Genomic DNA, 19,977 nt, shown 5'->3' with positions numbered 1-19,977 from the left:
TATGCTTCATGACACGGTCGAATACCTGACATGCAGCAAGAATATTCCAATTTTCGACATGATTATCGTGTTATGTATTGCAAAATAGCAATAATTAGCAGCACGATGTAACCTAAGCTCAAAAAGAAAAATGATAATCGCCATACGGCTCGGAATAAACGCTGAAAATCAACTTTTCCTTTTAAACGGTTTTGCGCACTACCAATCAGACCTAACGCCAGCAACAAAATGAGTAAAAAGATATAGAAGCCAAGCTTACTATTAAAGATCGTATTGAATAGCGCAGCGACCGAGATATACAAAAAGGGTGTTGTCACATCCATAGCAATGGCAACAGCCTGTTTCTTCGTTTTTTTACGTAGTATCGCGATCAGGTATGCGGCTACAAACGGGATGAATGGCACCAGGCTTAGAAATATAGCACCATTTAGTAACCACCCGAAAAGTCCCCCCATCAGTCGGCCTCCTCTACTGTCAATGATTCAATTAGTTTACACATCCATTCGTGCGCAGGGGCCTCTATCTGGACACGCTGCGCCAAACCAACGATCGCTCCATTGATCCAATCGATCTCTGTGGAACGATGGTTCAATACATCAGCTAGCATAGATGACGTATTGCTTGCTGTTGCACGGCATACCTGTAAGATATCATTCCACCAGGCTTCTGACCATCCTATATCGTTTTTGCCATACACTGCTATGGCTTCATCAAATAACTGCCGCATGATCGCTATGCGTGCTTCACTTGCGAGAAGCTCTCCATTGGAGACACGCCACAGCGCTGTAAGCGGGTTGATGACCGCATTAATTGTCAGTTTCCGATAGACCTCTATCTCTATATCTTTCGACAAAGTCGCTATAAATCCTGCTTTTGTTAATGATTTTAATAAAAAAGCAATAGTTCCTTCTTCATAACCGTCCATCGTCGTTGCTTGCCCGCATACTGCCGAAGAACCATACAATGTCGCTCCATTGCCTATATACGTTTGTCCATGTCCTGAGTGCACTACAGAGACAGGTGAGAGTTTCTTTGCTCCCTCTGTCGTAACACCAACATAAACCTGCCATGCGCCTGGCCATATTGAATCGGTTCTTAATCCGTTTTGCATCGTAATAATGAGAGTATCTTTATGCATTCTTTCGGATAACCATTGGATCAATTCTGAATGGATATGCTGCTGCTTTACGGTTAGTAAAATGAGATCAGCTTTCTCGGTGATGATGCCCTGATCTGAATTAGCTGTGAGTACGCTTTCCTCTACTGCCGCTACCAAGCAGCCTGGAATAGAATGAGGCACCAGTGAATGTACCGGCTGATCCTGCCCCTCTTGAAATGCGATACCTTCCTCGCGAATATACTCAGCTTGCGCTTTTGTTCTTGTCCATAAATGTAGCTTGTGGGACTGTGCTCCTGAATATTCTGAATCCGTCTGCCACGATAATGCCAGCTTACTAAAAAAAAGAAGCCCCAGTGAGCCTCCACCCACAATATCTATACGCATGTTGTTTCCCTCCCTGCCAATCTTACGCTACAATAAGAATGCTGGATATGTTAATTCGTATCATTAGTTATAATCGGTCAGCAAAAAAAGTGCAGTTAATCATCTATTATACAGGGAGGCGGCGATTCATGAAACCATTTAAACGACAGCTACGCATCGGCTGCCTTCTGCTGACGTGTATTCTTCTGTTTGCCGAAACACTACAGCCGCTCCATGTGAGCGCAGCGAACAGTATCCAAGCTGCTTCGTCCAATGCGCCTTCTATTGATCATATTGATGAACAGACGCGTCAATTGCTTGAAAATAGTCTATCTGCTCAGGAGCTGGATCATGAGATTGCACGCGTCGGAGCAAAGGAACAAACAGCCCGCAAGCAGTATAGTCAGCTACAACAGGAGCTCATTGTACAGCAAAAAGAGCTAAACTCTGCTCGTGCACAGTCGGATCGTGTGCTGATCGCCTACTATACAGGCGAACGGGATCAGCTCTGGCTAGCTCTGCTAAATACTGGCAGTTTATCAGGTATGCTTACCTTTTACGAATATTATCGCATGATTATTGACCATGATCATGATATTATGACCAGCTATCAGGAGCAATATAACCAGATGCTAAGTAAGCAGCAGGAGCTGACAAGAACATCAAACGAGCTACAGCAGATTGGTGTAAATCTCAAGCAGCAAAAGCAGCGCGTAGCACAGCTTCGCCAGCAGATTGATTCTAGCGTCGCTTCCTCTGATAATCCGACAATCGTACGTCAGCTTATGCAAGAGATGAATAATTACTGGGAAAATATCGGGTTGTACGAGGTTCGTGGGTATTTTAACAGTCTGGCTCAATCGATGAATGAGTTTCCAAGCTTCCTCAAATCGGAACCAGATGCTATTCAGATTCGTGGACGCAGCTATACGATTACAATCACTGAACAACAGCTCAATCAATTCCTTCATGATCAGGGTAGATTACCGGACAGCTTTCAGTTTCATTTTACCGATCAGGGGATTACAGTGAATGGTCAGGAGGGTAATTTGAAGCTAGTCATCGATGGAAGATATATTGTAGAGAATGAGCCACAAAATGCTATTCGGTTTCAAGTAGACAAGCTGGTGTTCAATGGGCTTCAGCTACCGGATACAACGGCACAGGAGCTTGAGGATCAGTTCGATCTTGGCTTTTATCCAGGGCAGATTATTTCTTATTTAAAGGCGAAAAGTGTGCAAATGTCGGCTGGACAAATGCAGATTGAGCTAGAATTGTCGTTGTAACAGGATATTCAGACATTTGGATCAAATACTAGGCTTGATGAGCTTAGTAGACTTAGTGGGCTTGGTAAGATTAATGAGATTGCTGAATACAATTCAATCAAGATTATAGATTATAATGTCTGTCTATCAAAAAATCTATGTATCAAAAAGTCTATGTATCAAAAAGTCTATGTATCAAAAAACCCCACTGTTTCGCTTCATACGAAACAGTGGGATTTTTATTAGGGCGTGTCTAAAAGCTCTACACTATACTTCATTTTGCTATACTTTTTGCTAAAAAAGTTCCATCTTTTTCTTTTTACAAGAATTAAAAGGATAATGCGATTTAAAGGTAGCCTGAATCGAGTTTTCAGACACCACCTAGATTATATTTAAAGAAAAACATACATCTTATACTTCTCCTATAGTAGATCAGCAGCCAGTTGAGCCAGCTTGGAGCGCTCGCCTTTTTCCAGTGTAATGTGACCACTGATGCCCTCTTGCTTAAAATGCTCGACCACATGAGTTAAACCATTACTGATCGAATCCAGATACGGATGGTCAATCTGATCAGGGTCACCAACAAGGACGATTTTACTTCCTTCACCGACACGAGAAACGATCGTTTTTACTTCATGACGCGACAGGTTTTGTGCTTCATCAATAATGATGAATTGCCCCGGAATCGAGCGTCCTCGGATATACGTCAACGCTTCAACTTGAATGCTACCCATCCCCATCAGAATTTTATCGATATCGCCTGCTTTTTTCGTGTCAAACAGGTATTCCAAATTATCATAGATTGGCTGCATCCACGGACGAAGCTTTTCATCCTTTTCGCCCGGTAAATAACCGATATCCTTACCCATTGGCACGACAGGACGAGCGATCAACAGCTTTTTATATTTTTGTTCGTCTTCTACTTTAGATAGAGAAGCAGCAAGGGCAAGCAATGTTTTACCTGTACCTGCTTTACCTGTGATCGTCACCAGTGGAATATCATCATTCAGTAGTAACTCCAGCGCCATTCGCTGCTGCGCATTACGAGCGGCAATGCCCCAGACCGGCTCATTGCTAAGAAATAGTGGCTCCAGGCGATTCGCATCTGCATTTACTTTGAGTAGAGCAGACTTGGCACTACCCATTTCATCCTTGAGAATGACGAATTCATTAGGATAAAACGAATAGCCCTGCTGAAGCTGCAATGCCTGTACAGATAAATATCGATGATTATAAAAATCATCAATGACCGACGGATGCACCTTTATCGTCGTATATCCGGTGTACATCTCATTCGGTTCAGCTGCACGATCTGATAAATAATCCTCTGTCTGCACGCCCAGCACATCGGCTTTAACTCGAACGAGCACATCCTTACTTACAAGAATGACGCTACGATCACTGTGCTTTTCTTCCTCTTCCAGCTTATAATTCAGCGCAACCGCCAGAATGCGGTTATCGTTTGTAATCTCACCAAACATTTCTTGAACACGGGCAAAGCTACGATGATTCAGCTCCACACGGAGTGTGCCTCCGGTTTCCAGTTGTACACCATCATGCAGATGGCCAATCGTACGAAGAGCATCGAGTGAACGAGAAACGCCGCGAGCGTTACGCCCAATTTCATCAGCGTTGCGTTTTTTGGAGTCGATTTCTTCTAATACAACAGCGGGAATAATAACATCATTTTCCTCAAAAGCGAAAATGGCATTCGGATCGTGAAGAAGCACATTGGTATCCAATACAAAAATCTTTTTCATGGAGAGTCCCCCCTGGGTACGAATTGTTTGTGATCTCTGATGCCTCCAGCTTATGCTTCCCGCTTCCTGAATCGCCAAGCCTCACCCTCCTCTTCATGAACGCCAAAAAGTCTGACCCGCTAACAGGCCAGACTTTTCCTATCGAAAGAAATGATTGCGAACAAGCATGATGAAAACACACTGCCTTTACACAGCTTCATAACTAAACAGTCTGCAATTGTACACAGCATGACCTGCTTCCACATCGTACAGATATGAATTCGATTCCGCATGGTCAGGCCCCCAATCACTGCTTTGCTGTCATTAAAGGTAGGTGCACAGATAGTATATCATAAATGCTACACATGTAAAATGAAACCATTACACCCGGAATACATAGCAAAATGGAGGTGCATGAACGATTAGCAAGCCTGTAGCTCGTATCGTTCATACTCCTCCATCCCAGTCATTCCAACATCATTTATCGAATGATGTCTATCTATTTATTGGGCTGATGTCTGACTACCGCTCGTCTCACCTGTTGATGTACCATCAAACTGATCCGCGTGTGTAGCCGTACCATTCAGCTCATCCTGCAAAGCCTGCTTCGCATTCGCTAATTCCGTTTCGTTAATATACACATACGGACTGCGCCAATCGCCCGTCACCGGCATGTACTTAATATTCGCTTTTGGAATATTCCAGTATGTGGTGAGCAGGTTTGTGAACTGGCTTCCCTCGATATCAGTTTCCATATTATCGTCTACTGATTGGATGATCGAGCTCAGCTTGGTAATTCCATTAAACGACTGAATTTTGTCTACGATCGAATTTAGAACTTCATTTTGACGCTTGTTACGGTCAAAGTCGCTCGATTCCTTCGTACGTGGACTACAGCCGCTACCGGAGTGACGATAACGTACATAACCAAGAGCTTGTTCCCCGTCCAAATGCTGAGGACCTGCCTTGATATTAATGTTCGTACCATCGGCATTATCGATATAACACATATTCATCGCTGCGTTTACATCAACACCGCCTACTGCATCGACCACATCGCTAAAGCCCTTGAAGTTGATAACAGTCGTATAATCGACATCAACGCCAAGATATTTGCCGAGCATCGTCTGCATTTCCTGCATCGCATTATTCGTACCGTCCTTTTTATCCTTTGCATAAAACTTCGGATAATAGGAGTTCAGCTTGTTCGGAATGTAGCCTTCCAGCTGGAAGTACGTATCACGCGGCAGAGATACAATCGTCGCTGACTTCGTATCCGGATTCAGCGTAGCGACCATCACAACGTCCGTTAGACGTGTACCGGTTTGCTTACGATAATCCGTCCCGAGCAGCATCATCGTAATCGGCTTTTCCTTAGCAGACTTCGGAGGTACTCTTGTATCGACGATACCGGAATTAGGCGTTGCGCCGCCTCCCTTACCGTCAAACATATTTTCCACCTGATAGTATAGATAGCCGGCATACGCCATTACTCCAACAACGCTTAGCAACAATACGATCAGTACGATTTGCATAAAGCGCTTGAAGCCACTCACTTTTTTCTTTTGTTTCTTTTTGGACTTGGGATTGCTGGCTTTTTGAGCCTTATTCCCCGCGCGTGGCGGCAGTCCCCCTGTAGTCGTACTCATTGCTCTCAACACCTGTTCCATCGTATTTATCGTTTGGCTCTTACCACGTGCATCCAAATGTTGCCTGAGCTTGCTATGTACATAAGCTCTGACGAACACAGCGACCACGAAGCAAACGTCTTATCTTTCCAGATAAGGGAAGGTGACTGGATCGCCAGCGCTTCTCATGAAAGCGTTACGATACAGCCACCTAATATAATGAACAATTCAGGTTACAATTGCAACTTAACGGCCAGATTCCGCCATTTTACGGTGTTTCTCTGCACGCTCGCGCTCGCTCTTGTTCAGAATCTTTTTGCGCAGACGAATCGCTTTTGGTGTGATTTCACAGTATTCGTCATCGTTCAGATATTCCAGTGCTTGCTCCAAGGAGAACAGACGTGGAGTTTTCATTTTAACCGTATCGTCCTTTGTCGCCGAACGAACGTTAGTCAATTGTTTTTCTTTACAGATGTTAACGACGATATCGTTATCACGTGTGTGCTCACCTACGATCATACCTTCGTAGATTTCAGCGCCTGGCTCAACGAACAGTGTACCGCGATCCTCAACAGACAGGATACCGTACAGTGTAGAGGAACCATTTTCGCTGGAAACGAGTACACCCTGGTGACGTCCGCCAACCTGACCAGCTACGAGTGGACCATAGCTATCAAATGCGTGGTTCATAATACCGTAACCACGAGTCAGTGTCAGGAAGTACGTACGATAACCGATCAGACCACGAGCTGGAATCAAGAATTCCAGACGAACTTGACCCGAACCGTTGTTAATCATGTTAACCATCTCGGCTTTACGTGTTCCGAGACTTTCCATAACCGAACCCATGCTCTCCTCAGGAACGTCGATCATCAGACGCTCGATTGGCTCCATGCGTACGCCGTCAATTTCGCGTACGATAACTTCAGGCTTGGATACTTGCAGCTCATAGCCTTCACGACGCATGTTCTCGATCAGGATACCAAGGTGAAGCTCACCACGACCCGATACAACATAAGCATCCGGGCTTTCTGTTTCGTCTACACGCAAGCTCACGTCTGTTTCCAGCTCTTTGAACAGGCGATCACGCAGACGGCGGGATGTTACCCATTTACCCTCACGTCCAGCAAATGGACTGTTGTTAACGAGGAATGTCATTTGCAGTGTTGGCTCATCGATTTTCAGAACTGGCAAAGCTTCTGGATTTTGTGGATCAGCGATTGTTTCACCGATGTTGATGTCCTTGATACCTGCGATTGCGATGATATCACCTGCACCCGCTTGCTCAACCTCAACACGCTTCAGACCCTGGAAGCCAAACAGCTTCTCGATACGAGCGGACTTTTTCTGTCCTTCACGCGTGATAACTGTTACAGGTTGACCTTGGCGGATAATACCACGGTTAACACGACCTACCGCAATACGTCCCAGGTATTCGTTGTAGTCCATCAGGGTTACGAGGAATTGCAGTGGTTGCTCTGTATCTTCTGTTGGTGCTGGAATATTCGTTACAACTGTATCGTAAATAGCTTGCATGTTGTCGTCCTGTTTGGCAGGATCGTCTTCCATGCTGGATGTACCGTTCAATGCAGAAGCATATACAACCGGGAAGTCAAGTTGCTCATCGTTCGCGCCGAGCTCGATGAACAGTTCCAGTACTTCGTCGATTACTTCAGCTGGACGTGCAGCTGGACGGTCGATTTTGTTTACGACAACGATTGGAGTCAGGTTGTGCTCCAGTGCTTTACGCAGAACGAATTTTGTTTGCGGCATGCAACCTTCGTATGCATCAACAACGAGCAATACGCCGTCAACCATTTTCATAATACGCTCTACCTCGCCACCAAAGTCGGCGTGTCCCGGAGTATCCACGATATTGATCAGATATTCTTTATAGGTAATTGCTGTATTTTTAGCCAGAATCGTAATACCGCGTTCGCGCTCCAAATCGTTGGAGTCCATCGCACGCTCCTGCAAAGTTTCGTGGTCACGGAAAATGCCTGACTGCTGAAGCAGCTTGTCAACCAGTGTTGTTTTACCATGGTCAACGTGGGCGATAATAGCGATATTGCGGATATTTTCTCTCAAATGCATAAAATTCTCCAAATCCTCTCCATAAAAGGAGCGTCGGTCAATGAAGCCGACGCTCTACATTTTGTTATGAAATATTAAATGAAATTACTGAAAACCGTCATTCGCAAATTGATTCATTATTTATTATACGTTATAAATCCCATAAATCAAGCAAAATTACTGTTATCTGCGCATTCTACCGGACTTATTTTGTCCCAAAAATAACCAGATTGCAGCGACGATTAGCGCGATCGCAATCACATAAAGTAATGCAGAGCCGAGCAGATTCACTAGCAATAATACAATCGTTAGCGCTCCAAGCAACAAGGACACCCAGCCAATGCGCTGATCAAGACGAACCGGAGACATCGTATAATATTCATACAGTCCCAGTGCCACACCACCAATAAACAATGGCCACAGCACATCCATCAAGCCCCAGCCCCATGTATTACATAGGAAAAACAACACACCATATACCGTCAGCATACCAGCTGGTATGAGCCAATACGACGAAATACTGCGACTAAAATAGGCAAGCTGTAAGATGATCCCTGGCAGTAAAATAAGCAGCGGCCAAAAAGCTCGCCCCAAAAATGCAAATACCCCCAGCTTTCCTAGCAAAATAATAATACCTGCACCAATAAGCAGCACAATAAAAAGGCCTTGATTACGATTGTTCACAGTATGTCGCCTCCTTCTGTCCTTTGTTCGATATCTGCGTTTAGCTCTATAAAAGAGCGGGTTATTATTAATTCATATAAGAGCAAGCGTTCTTCTTGCTCGACCTATAAGAGCAAGCGTTCTCCTTGCTCGACTTTCGACTTATGAAAGCAAGCGACCTCCTTGCTCACCTTAGTAACAACATACATGTTCCCTGCTCCACCTCTAAAACAATAAGCAACTCTTTTGCTCATTCGACTCATTATACAAACAACAAAACTTCTCTTTGCTCATTATATATGTGCAACCGGACTACTTGCCAATACGTATGCTTTAACATACGACATGTCGGTCAAGGAACATAGTTCATATGAATAATTTCCAGTAGTTGCTTGCCTTTCTATTATCGGTATCTAGCTGGCATTCTATTATGCCTGTTTATAACGATATCCATCTGAATTGCATTCACTACCTCTGTACACAGCTACCCTGTAGGATTAATCATTTTCATTTGAATGAAGGAGTGAATGTAATGGATATAACACAGCCTGCATTCTGGCTATCGCTGTTGAATATTATTTTTATCGATCTTATTCTCGCCGGAGACAATGCCATCGTTATCGGCCTTGCCGCACGCAAATTGCCTCAGCAAACGCAGAAAAAAGCAATTTTATACGGAATGGGTGGCGCGGTCATTATTCGTATTGCCGCTACGGTAGCAGTCATCTGGCTGCTGCAAATTCCATGGTTGCTCGCTGTTGGTGGTCTATTACTGATCGCAATCGCGTATAAGCTGCTAACGGATAATGAAGATCACAAGGAAGTCAAAGCTGGCACCTCGCTATGGAGTGCAGTCTGGACGATTATTATTGCCGATGCCGCGATGGGACTGGACAATGTAATTGCAGTTGCAGGTGCTGCTAACCAGCATGTGGTGCTCGTCATTATTGGCTTATGTATTAGTGTACCGATTGTCGTGTGGGGAAGCACCATTTTCATCAAATTAACAAATCGATTCTCATGGATTATCTATGTAGGGAGCGCAGTGCTCGCGTATACCGCATCCCATATGATCACACAGGAAAGTCGATTACAATCCGTCTTTGGCGCTCATCCGCTATGGACGTGGATCTTTATCGCATTTGTTATGATTGGAGTGCTACTAGCAGGGTATTTGAAAAATCGACAGACTACTAGCGAAACCAGTGAATAAAAGCGAAGATAAGACCGATTTGTTCTTTTATTATGTTGTCTATTGTGTTCATCTTTAATTCGATAGCTATAGCAATTAACAGTCATAGCAATGCCCCGATCCTTATCAAGCTAAGGGATCGGGGCATTTTTTATATCACAATTAAATGGTATTAAAACCAATCCGAATCGGTGGACTCGGTTGTTGTCGTAGATAATGCTGAAGGCATACTCGGTGTAATATCGAGCACCTCTGTTTGCTGGACAGCACGCTCGATCATTTCTTCCAGCGGCAGGTTTTCCTCGACCTTTTCCACGACACGGCGGTTCGGGTTCGTTGCGGGTGAACGTGGAACGAACAACGTACAGCAATCCTCGTATGGCAAAATCGATAGCTCATACGTTCCGATCTGCTGTGCGGTTTCGATGATCTGGTCTTTGTCCTGCATAACAAGTGGACGCAGCACTGGCAGATCCGTTGCACGCTCGATCACATTCATACTGTTCAGCGTCTGGCTTGCGACCTGGCCCAGACTTTCACCAGTCACGATCGCCAGTGCTTTTTGCTGCTCGGCCAGACGGGTTGTAATCCGTAGCATCGCACGGCGCATCAACGTGATCATCAGATTATCCTGACGTGTGGTTGTGAACGAGGTCTGAATTTCGGTAAAGGGTACAACATGCAGCCGAACCTTACCACCGTAGCTGGATAGTACACGTGCCAGATCGATGACCTTTTCGCGTGCACGTTCACTGGTGAACGGATAACTATGAAAATGCACACATTCAATCTCGAGACCACGCTTCATCGCGTGCCAGCCTGCTACCGGGCTATCGATCCCACCCGACAGCATCAGCATGGCACGACCATTACTTCCGCGCGGGAAGCCCCCCGCAGCAGGAATGATCTGGCTGTAAATATACGCAATCCCTTCACGCACCTCGACGCGTAGCTCAATATCTGGCTGGCGTACATCCACCTTGAGTAACGGATACGCACGCAATACAGGCGAGCTGATCAGACGGTTCATATCCTGTGAGGAATGTGCAAACTCCTTCCATACACGGCGTGCATTCACTTTAAACGATGTCTCTTGCTGGAGATCGTATTCACCAACCAGCTCAACCGCAGCGGCAATGATCGCTTCCAGCTCCGGCTCGGTATGCTTAATTGGAATAATATCAACGATTCCAAATATATTTTTCAAACGTTCAATGAGCTGCTCGGCTGGGACACCACCTGTATCCACATACATTCTGCCGTACTCACGCTGGAGCTTTGCCTGCGGATACGGACGAAGCACCTCGCGCACATGCTCAGCGATTGTTTTCTCAAATCGTCCTCTATTTTTACCTTTTAGTGTAATCTCACCTAAACGAAGCATCAGGCGATCAATATGTCCGATCATAAGGTGTTATCTCCTCTCCAACGGTCGCAATGCCTGCACCGTCTGTCGCAAAGCAGCGACCAGTTGTGTAATATCTTCAGCGGTATGCTCATCGCCGAGACTGATGCGAATACCGCTCATCGCTGCTTCTGCATCCATTCCCATTGAACGTAATACACGGCTCGGCTTCGCTCGTCTGGATGCACATGCAGATTGAGTCGATACGAGCATTCCTTGCTGCTCCAGACTATGCAGCACAACCTCTGCCTTCATGCCCGGATACGTAAAGTGCACAATATGCGGTGCCACTTCCCTAACCTCGGTCAACAGCAGACCGGGAATCGTCCGAATCTGCTGGCGAAGCTCAGCTGACAGAAGACGTAAATGCTGCTCCTGCGTCGTTTGCTTCTCTGCGGAAAGGCGTAACGCTTTGGTCATGCCTGCGATAGCAGCTACATTTTCTGTACCTGAGCGATAGCCATTCTCCTGTCCGCCACCAGCTAGCAACGGTAGCAGCTCTGTACCCTGTTTTACATACAGTAAGCCGACACCGCGTGGTCCACGCAGCTTATGTGCAGACAAGCTATACAGATCGATGCTACCTTCTCCTAGTGGAAAAGGCGCAAGGCGTCCAAAGCCCTGCACACCGTCTACGTGTACAATCGTGCGTGGGTGATACTTCTTGATCCAGCGTGCCACTTCCATTATAGGCTGTACCGCACCTGTTTCATTATTGACATGCATCATGCTAAATAGAATCGTATCCTCGCGAAAGGCTGCCTGAATGCGCTCCAACGATATCGTTCCATTCGGTTCAGCATCGAGATAGCTAACTTCAAATCCAAGCTGCTCGAGCTGACGACATGCCTCATATACAGAAGCATGCTCAATCGCTGTCGTTATAATATGTCCTTGAAGACGTCCACGACGCATCGCCGCCCCCTTCAAAGCAAGATTATTGCTCTCTGTTGCGCCTGATGTCCAGATCAGTTCACCGGGTTGTACACCCAGCACACCTGCACTGACCTCACGTGCGCGACGAAGCAGACGATCTGCCTCTTCACCGTAACGATGCAGGGACGATGGATTACCATAGTGCTGCTGCATCATCTCGCCCATTGCGCGTACAACCTCAGGGTAAGGAGGTGTCGTGGCGGCATAATCAAAATATTTCATCAGACATTCCTCCATCATTATTTATTCACGTATACATATAAAAAGATCAAAAAGGGATTCGCCTGCGCTCCACCTTTTGACCTCTGTCATTGTGTCATTCGTATCAAGCAGATAGCTGGAGCTTCAACAAGCATCCCCAGCCGAATGGATATCCGGATCAAACATGCTACTCATCATTATAGCATAAATTAAGCGCCATCGCGTCTCCTGCTGCTGTTCTTCATCGAAACTTCTATCTTTTAAAATAATGATCGCATCCAGTGAGTTGACTGAGAATTAGCATCATTACGCTTCATACAAAAAGCCGGATGGCACCATGCGGTGCATCCGGCTGTATAGAAACAGATCGTGATGTGAAAGAGCTATCGGCATACAGATTAGCTTGTATGATTCGAGAGTATTAAAGCGCGTACTTCTGCTGAGCCGCTTCAATTTTACCAATATAGCGCTGCGTTTCTTTTGGCAATTGATTGAATTTCGCCATCAACTCCTGATCGTTCGAGATACCAAGACGCTGCAAGCGACCCGGACCTGCGTTGTATGCTGCAAGGGCTGTTTTGATGTTATTGTCATAGCGCTTGAGCTGGTAGGACAGGTACTTCGTTCCCCCGTCGATATTTTGCGCCGGATCAAAAGAGTTGCTCACACCGAGTCCAGCTGCTGTACCATCCATCAGCTGCATCAGACCTTTCGCGCCCGCCCCTGAGCCTGCATTCGGATTAAAGGACGATTCCACATCGATGACTGCCTTAATCAGTGATTCAGGGATACCGTATTTACTGCTGGCAGTGCTAATGAATTCATTATATGCGGTAGCTTTACTTCCGTGGTCATCAGCGCCAGGCAAACTGGACAATCCACTCGTACCGTCTGCACCACCAATACTGCCAGCGCTAGTCGGTATGCTACCACCATTCATTAGTAGACGCGCTGTTGTTGTGGAGTTAGATGGGTCTACCTCTGGCAATTGGTCAAAATTCGACCACGGATCACCAGCAGACGTGCTCGGTGTACTCGCATCCAATGCGCTTGCACCGCCATACGTATTGCCCGTTACAGACATCGCATTGCCATCTGCAAGCAGGCTTGCCATTTTTGTAATGCTAGAGCCGGAGCCACTAGCATCATTGGTTGTACCCATGTTTTGATCCAGCATCATCTGAAACAGCTCATCGGTATCATTCGTATTGACATCCATCCCACCGGTACTGCCTCCGCCCGAGGCGTTCAAATAACGAAGCTCAAGCAGCTGCTTGGCTGTGTTGGCATCAATTTGCATACACTGTGTATCTCCTGTCCTTAGTTATGAAATGTAGTTCGTAAATGTATAAAGAAGCCGTCAAGTCCAAAGGCTATTGATCGTATAGCGTTGACTTTAGTGTACTATGTTCTATGCAAAGCGACTATGGGAAGTTTCGGCGATTATTGCAATGGATGAACCTAGCAACCAACCTGATCTTCCTAGTGAGCTCCATCCTCCATTGCTGTTGCTTTTCATTCGAGCCGTGCTCAGCATGAGCAACTATTCATCAATTCCCTCACATTCAATTGAAAATGTAATGCTAATGGCTGTCTGAATCGCTCAAGATTTAATCCACATGCGATAGTTCAAGCTAGGTACAAACCCGAGCTTACGTGCTAATCCTGCCGATGCCTCATTAGCTGCGTTACAGTCCCATCTCGGCTGAATCCCTCTGTGTAAGCTTTCTGCGATAAATGCCTGCGCGACTAGAAATGCCAGACCTTTTCGCTGATAGGGTGAAGCGGTATGAATATCAATCTCCGCACAATCCGGATTAGCAGCAATCGAAATGCATTCACATACTGAATTTCCTTCATGCAAAATACAGTATCCAAAGCCATGCTGCACATAATTGTCCATCGTATGCCAAAACCTCTTAATATACTTTTCGTCAAATCCCTCGCTTTTTTGAATAAGAGACGGTGTAATTTTTGCAAGTTCATATCCTTCCGGCAGTAATTGCGCTAACTGACGGGTAATTTCGGCTGCTTGCTCCTCATCAGATGACTCGTAGGTGAAGGCATAACGCTCCTTTGGATGTAGGATATCTTTCATTTCGGCTTCGATGACAGCATCCCAGTGCTCATTTTGTGAAAAGATGACCACCATCTGTGCGCTGTTCATCTGCTGGCGCCAGCCCGCATCAAGCTGCTCTTTAAAAAAGGAGCTTGATGCCTCACTCCCTCCCAGGTAAAACCAGTTGTATTCTGAATCTACAGCTATTGCTGAGTATGGCTTATGTATGTCATGCTCATTAGCGCTATCGTTAAAATGAACGGATCGAATATGACCTTTTGCGATACCGTGCTGAACAGAATAAACAAACGATGGATACCTCATGAACGACTTCCTTTCATCGCGTTTTCTAAGTATACCTATTATGTATACCTATGTAGTAACAAAAAGCTGGTAAAAAGGATCATATGATAACTTTTATATCTATATTGTGTAATATCAATGAAGGTAAATCATACATAAAGCTATACACAATCAGGCAGATTAACTATGGAATCGAATGCCATATATTCTATGTGTTGCTATGCTAAATGACCGTTTATCACATTACTTGCTAGCTAATATTGTGAATGGTGCTTCAACGTAGTCAGATGTCTTATCCATTTAAACTCTCACAAGCTCTGCAAAAAAAGGATGCCTATACAGGCATCCTTTGTCAGATCGATTGCGAATTAAAGTGGCTTAGAGCATCCATCTCTTCGCCGTTATTACACTTACGCGTGGCGCTGGTTCATACGGCGCTGTGTCAGGTAATCACTTTCGTAATAAGCCAGATCATCGCGCAGCTCTTCAAATGTTCTGGTCACTTCAAGAATAATGTCTCGTACCGGTTTTACAGGTGTTTGACGGAAACGGATCGCTTCCTGACCAGTATAAGCATAACGTCCATCTTCGGAATAGCACTCATTTTTGGGATAAAAAAAGCTGTTCACGCATTGATGATACGTACTGTATAGCGCTTTTTCCGCAGAATCAACGTCAAAGTTAGCACGACGCAGCACGACTCCAAGCTTTTCATAGGATACTTCGGAAAATACGAGCAAATGGCGAAGGTCCGCCAAAAAGCCTTTGTAAAAAGGCAATGTGTCCTGTCCTTGTTCAGATGCCAGAGCGTTCAAGGAGTATTCGTTCAAAAACTCCTCCAGTTTCTCAATGGCTGGTTTCAACTTCTCCCGTGTGCTTTCACTCAATTTGTGGACATTTGCAGCTGACATATCTGTAGCTCCCCCTTAATTGGTTCCTTAAAAACCGGGTCGTGTTGTCATACAATTTAACCCTGATTTACATTACATCCTACCATAAATGCAGTCAAAGTGGTAACTTTGCTTGCGCAAGCAGCAGGACGGCGTACCCGAAACCACAACTGATTTGACATTTCAAGCATTGGACTGCGCGGCTTATTCATTTTTTAACCAGCGTTTACAATGATGAAAACCTATTGCATCAATATATCAGCTAATGAATGGTTTGATATCATATAGATTACTTTGAATTCTCTTAACAATCAAGATGTATGGCAGGTCTGATTAAAAAGATTAATCGATCCAATTACCTATGCTAACAAATCAATATCACCTATTTGCCCTGCTCATTCACAAGTCTTAGACTTTACAATAATGAATGCAAAGGAAATAAACTCAGCAAAAAGACGGTGCGCTCTTCATCATGAAGGACGCACCGCCCTGATCCAGCAAATATGGAAGTTACATGTTTTGTGCATGCCAGTCTACTCGGTAAATCTGGCAGCCAAAACGGTATCGCCTTCCAAGCAAGCGATATCGCTAACAAGGTGGCTTCCCTATACATCTTTAATTACGTGGCGTCAGTTGGGAAAGTTTCTCATAAGCCGGGTTCTGTGCCATTTGTGGTTCAGACGGGAACTACCCTCCCACTTTTGGCGACAATCATCTATCTAGGCCAGCCATTGCTGACTGGCTCCAGCGACCAACCTCGATACACCTCGGGCAAAGGCTGCTTTTCCGTGAAGAAAAGCTGTATCTCTTTAGGTCTTGCTCCAGATGGGGTTTACCAGGAACGAAGTCACCAGCGTTCCTCGGGGTCTCTTACACCTCGGTTCCATCCTTGCCTGTGACGGATTGCTCCGTCCATCGGCGGTCCATTTCTGTGGCACTATCCTTCAGTTCGCACTGACTGGACGTTATCCAGCACCCTGCCCTACGGAGCCCGGACTTTCCTCCCGCAGCCTCTCAGCTACCGGCGATTGTCTGTTAAACTTTCCGCAAACGCAACACTCCATATTATATAATCGTTCTCATAACGTGGCAAGTATTTTTTATTATTTGCATCCGAAGCTCAATTTTGAAAATATTTTAAAGGTGTATCATGAAGCGATCAAGCTCGTAATCAGCTTTGCTGCATGCGACTCCACAGCCTAAAATTTTGCGACCGAGTAAACCTTGATACATAAACCTCGATACTATATGGCGGTCTGACTTTCCATGTACAGATCGATAGAGATCATGATGGTAACCAGCCGTACTATAGATGCAGCTCTACTGTGATTTATACCAAACATTTATACGAAACGAAATACCTCGGTATCGATCTCGGAGGCATATACTGGTGTATCATATTTGTCAGCTTCAAGACGAGCACGCAGCACGCCAGCAACGCCTGGCTTCATGATCTTTTCGGTATTGTGACCTGGATCGATAATCGCGATGCCTGCCATAAGCGCATCATGCGCAGTATGATAGTCGATATCGCCTGTCACGATCACATCAGCACCTTTGAACAGAGCGCCATTTACATATCGGCTGCCTGAGCCGCCGAGCACTGCTGCCTTTTTCACAGTACGCTCCAGATCGCCGACCACGCGTACCGTTTTTACATCCAGTCCCTGCTTAACGGTATTCACAAACTCAGCCAGTGTGACCGGTTCATCCAGCTTTCCTACACGTCCCAGTCCATAGGCTTTGCCTGGCAACGCGAGCGGATACAGATCATAGGCTACCTCTTCATACGGATGAGACTTGATCAGCGCCTGTACTGCTTTATTTTTCAAGCTGGACGGAATAATCGTCTCAAAGCGTACCTCGGAGGCATGCTCCAAACGCCCCTGTTCGCCGCTAAACGGCTGGGTTCCCTCTTCTGGCAAAAAAGTACCCGTGCCTGCTGTAGTGAAGCCACAATGGCTATACGCACCGATGTGTCCAGCTCCGGTTGCCCATACAGCCGAACGAACCGCATCCAGATGCGATTGGGGTACAAATGTCACCAGCTTCAAATAATCATCCGAAGACGTCTGCTCAATCGGAACGGTCTGACGCAAGCCAAGTGCATCTGCCATCCAATCATTCACACCGCCCTCAGCGATATCCAGATTCGTATGACTAATATATACGGCAATATCATGCTTGATCAGCTTCTCATACAATTTGCCCATTGGCGTGCTCGTTTGCAGGCTTTTGAGCGGACGGAAAATGATCGCATGATGAGCGATGATCAGATTCGCGCCCTTCGCAATCGCTTCATCCACAACGGCATCGGTAACATCGAGTGCAACGAGTACACCAGTAATCTCCTTTTGCAATGATCCGAGCTGCAAGCCGATTCGGTCATCGGGTACTGCGATTGACTTTGGTGCAAATTGCTCCATATATTGAATTACAGTTTGTCCTTTGGCAAGCATGCTAGTACCTCCTTCACAAGCTTGATCTGCTGCTGCAAGGCGGCTGCCTTGAGTCTGGATTCATCATTGTCTGAGCGCTCTACCGAAGCTTTTACCTTTTCGAGCTTGAGAATCTCCTGCTGCCACTTTTCGCAAAATACCGGGTCAGCTCCATCTAACAGATACGGTCCAAATTGAACCAGCTCGGTTACCGACAAGCTCACACTCAACCCCTGCTCGCCTTCCAGCACGCGAGTACGATAGAGCTCTTCATTTTGCTGCTTCGCATTTTCCAGTCGATCGGCCGCCAAAATCTCATATGTACGACCATCCTCCTCCAAAATCTGCTCAGAGGACAAATACCAGCCCTGCTCCAGCAACCAGCGGCGTACGAATTCCTCGCCCACATTCGGCTGCAAAATTAAACGTGATACACCTGCCAGTTTGGCGATGCCCTCGGACAAAATCGTCACGATCAGCGCACCACCCATACCAGCAATCGTAATCACATCCACTTCGCCTGGCTCCAGCACAGCCAGTCCATTTCCCAGGCGCGGCTGAATCACATGACCCAGACCTGCTTCGTTCACCTGACGCTGAGCGGCGTCAAGCGGCCCTTGATTGACTTCTCCAGCAATGGCCTCTGTTACGAGCCCTTGCCGTACTGCGTATACCGGTAGTAAGCCATGGTCAGAACCAATGTCTGCCAATCGACTTCCTGCCGGAATTTGCTCCGCAATTTGCGTTAATCTTGTTGATAATTTCATGCAGTCACCCACACTATCCATTTTTTTCGTAATACAAATAGCAATATACACGCCAGTGCAATTTTCACAATACATAACACTGCGAAAATATCTGGCATATGTCCGCGCAGCAGCGTCTCATCCACCTCTGGCATAAACCAGATCGCTACGCCGCTCGTAAAATATACAGCTGCCAGCTTACGTCCACGATGATGCACGAGCCAGCTAAACCACACAAATAGCATGCTCAGCGGCAACCACAATGCCTGCAGCATGATCCATGACGCATCTGGCTTCACCTGTGCAAAGAAACCGCCATACAGCAGCACAAGTGCACCAAAGCCAATATACAGCAAAATCGGACTTGATATCACATACCCCATTATACACCAGATGATCGCACAGCCAATAACGAGTACGGGAATCCAAAATGTCGGTTCCAATCGATGCTCATGGATAATCATGATTCCAAGTCCAAGCAGCAGAAAGCTACCGATCGCCAGCAGTACAGAGGAGGCGACTGGATTACGCTTTTGTTGACGAATGCCACTAATGTAACATACCGCTGCAAAAATCGGCACAGAGACCAGCTGCATCAAAAACGGGAATGCCGAAAAATACAGCACCACCAGACAAATAAAACACAGCATCAAGAAAATAAACAGCCATGTACGAAGATTACCCTGCTTGAGCGAGCTCATCGATAACAGCTTCTTATCTCCGCGATCATGCTCATGATCCACATCATATAGATTGGATAGAAAATCACAATAATGCTCCGGCAGCAGCCGATTTTCACGCCAGTATTCAATTTCATCCAAAATCACAGTGCGTCGATCCTGATTCACACCTGTCCCCCACTTCCGCATCGTGTTAGTATGGCGCGTTCCCCCTGAATGCGCCGAACAACCTATCTCTTTATATATCGCTGAAATGGTGTGAAAAGTAAAGGCTTT

The 19,977-nt window shown here is 45.9% G+C and carries 16 protein-coding genes and 1 other RNA gene; 2 read left to right on the top strand and 15 right to left on the bottom strand.

Annotated features, from left to right (window positions below):
* Positions 1 to 62: 62 nt before the first annotated feature.
* The gene (locus IEX62_RS15175) at positions 63 to 455 is read right to left on the bottom strand and encodes a DUF3397 domain-containing protein (protein WP_188776378.1); all 393 of its coding nucleotides are present in this window, start codon (positions 453 to 455) and stop codon (positions 63 to 65) included.
* Entirely contained in the window at positions 455 to 1,504 is a 1,050-nt protein-coding gene (locus IEX62_RS15170) for a ketopantoate reductase family protein (protein ID WP_188776377.1), read from the bottom strand. The genes IEX62_RS15175 and IEX62_RS15170 overlap by 1 nt, the downstream gene beginning before the upstream one ends.
* 128 nt (positions 1,505 to 1,632) lie before the next feature.
* On the opposite strand from IEX62_RS15170, the gene IEX62_RS15165 reads away from it, so the two are divergent.
* Complete coding sequence (locus IEX62_RS15165; RefSeq protein ID WP_188776376.1) at positions 1,633 to 2,769, top strand: hypothetical protein; 1,137 nt, start codon at positions 1,633 to 1,635, stop codon at positions 2,767 to 2,769.
* Between the two features lie 401 nt (positions 2,770 to 3,170).
* On the opposite strand, the gene IEX62_RS15160 is transcribed toward IEX62_RS15165, so the two are convergent.
* From IEX62_RS15160 to IEX62_RS15145, 4 genes are all read right to left on the bottom strand, one after another.
* Positions 3,171 to 4,508 (bottom strand): PhoH family protein, encoded by a 1,338-nt coding sequence (locus tag IEX62_RS15160; RefSeq protein WP_188776375.1) that lies wholly within the window; start codon positions 4,506 to 4,508, stop codon positions 3,171 to 3,173.
* A 482-nt stretch (positions 4,509 to 4,990) separates the two neighbouring features.
* The gene (locus IEX62_RS15155; protein ID WP_188776374.1) at positions 4,991 to 6,136 is read right to left on the bottom strand and encodes an LCP family protein; all 1,146 of its coding nucleotides are present in this window, start codon (positions 6,134 to 6,136) and stop codon (positions 4,991 to 4,993) included.
* Between the two features lie 225 nt (positions 6,137 to 6,361).
* Positions 6,362 to 8,209: a translational GTPase TypA gene (typA, locus tag IEX62_RS15150; protein ID WP_188776373.1), complete on the bottom strand. Its 1,848-nt coding sequence runs from the start codon at positions 8,207 to 8,209 to the stop codon at positions 6,362 to 6,364.
* Between the two features lie 162 nt (positions 8,210 to 8,371).
* Positions 8,372 to 8,872, bottom strand: a complete 501-nt coding sequence (locus tag IEX62_RS15145; RefSeq protein ID WP_188776372.1) for a hypothetical protein — start codon at positions 8,870 to 8,872, stop codon at positions 8,372 to 8,374.
* Between the two features lie 511 nt (positions 8,873 to 9,383).
* Here IEX62_RS15145 and IEX62_RS15140 point away from each other — a divergent pair.
* Complete coding sequence (locus IEX62_RS15140) at positions 9,384 to 10,064, top strand: TerC family protein (RefSeq protein WP_188776371.1); 681 nt, start codon at positions 9,384 to 9,386, stop codon at positions 10,062 to 10,064.
* Between the two features lie 151 nt (positions 10,065 to 10,215).
* Here the strand turns inward: IEX62_RS15140 and thiI are convergent, their stop codons facing one another.
* The 9 genes from thiI to IEX62_RS15095 all read right to left on the bottom strand — a co-directional run bounded on the left by thiI (position 10,216) and on the right by IEX62_RS15095 (position 19,869).
* Positions 10,216 to 11,451 carry a tRNA uracil 4-sulfurtransferase ThiI gene (gene thiI, locus IEX62_RS15135; protein WP_188776370.1) on the bottom strand — a complete coding sequence of 412 codons (1,236 nt, stop codon included), beginning with the start codon at positions 11,449 to 11,451 and terminating at the stop codon, positions 10,216 to 10,218.
* Positions 11,452 to 11,457: 6 nt separating this feature from the next.
* Positions 11,458 to 12,606: a cysteine desulfurase family protein gene (locus IEX62_RS15130; RefSeq protein WP_188776369.1), complete on the bottom strand. Its 1,149-nt coding sequence runs from the start codon at positions 12,604 to 12,606 to the stop codon at positions 11,458 to 11,460.
* Between the two features lie 400 nt (positions 12,607 to 13,006).
* Positions 13,007 to 13,885, bottom strand: a complete 879-nt coding sequence (locus IEX62_RS15125; protein WP_188776368.1) for a lytic transglycosylase domain-containing protein — start codon at positions 13,883 to 13,885, stop codon at positions 13,007 to 13,009.
* Positions 13,886 to 14,188: 303 nt separating this feature from the next.
* The gene (locus IEX62_RS15120; protein ID WP_188776367.1) at positions 14,189 to 14,968 is read right to left on the bottom strand and encodes a GNAT family N-acetyltransferase; all 780 of its coding nucleotides are present in this window, start codon (positions 14,966 to 14,968) and stop codon (positions 14,189 to 14,191) included.
* A 389-nt stretch (positions 14,969 to 15,357) separates the two neighbouring features.
* Positions 15,358 to 15,858, bottom strand: a complete 501-nt coding sequence (locus IEX62_RS15115) for a YpuI family protein (RefSeq protein WP_188776366.1) — start codon at positions 15,856 to 15,858, stop codon at positions 15,358 to 15,360.
* A gap of 613 nt (positions 15,859 to 16,471) precedes the next feature.
* Positions 16,472 to 16,881: RNase P RNA component class A (gene rnpB / locus IEX62_RS15110), an RNA gene on the bottom strand.
* Positions 16,882 to 17,180: 299 nt separating this feature from the next.
* Positions 17,181 to 18,296: a Nif3-like dinuclear metal center hexameric protein gene (locus IEX62_RS15105; protein ID WP_188776365.1), complete on the bottom strand. Its 1,116-nt coding sequence runs from the start codon at positions 18,294 to 18,296 to the stop codon at positions 17,181 to 17,183.
* On the bottom strand, positions 18,272 to 19,042 hold the full coding sequence (locus IEX62_RS15100; RefSeq protein ID WP_188776364.1) for a tRNA (adenine(22)-N(1))-methyltransferase: 771 nt from the start codon (positions 19,040 to 19,042) through the stop codon (positions 18,272 to 18,274). Before IEX62_RS15100 ends, IEX62_RS15105 begins: the two co-directional genes overlap by 25 nt.
* Positions 19,039 to 19,869 (bottom strand): hypothetical protein, encoded by an 831-nt coding sequence (locus tag IEX62_RS15095; protein WP_188776363.1) that lies wholly within the window; start codon positions 19,867 to 19,869, stop codon positions 19,039 to 19,041. The genes IEX62_RS15100 and IEX62_RS15095 overlap by 4 nt, the downstream gene beginning before the upstream one ends.
* Positions 19,870 to 19,977: the final 108 nt, after the last annotated feature.

Source organism: Paenibacillus hunanensis (genome assembly GCF_014645615.1).
GTDB lineage: Bacteria > Bacillota > Bacilli > Paenibacillales > Paenibacillaceae > Saccharibacillus > Saccharibacillus hunanensis.
This window is presented reverse-complemented; position numbering and strand designations above follow the sequence as displayed.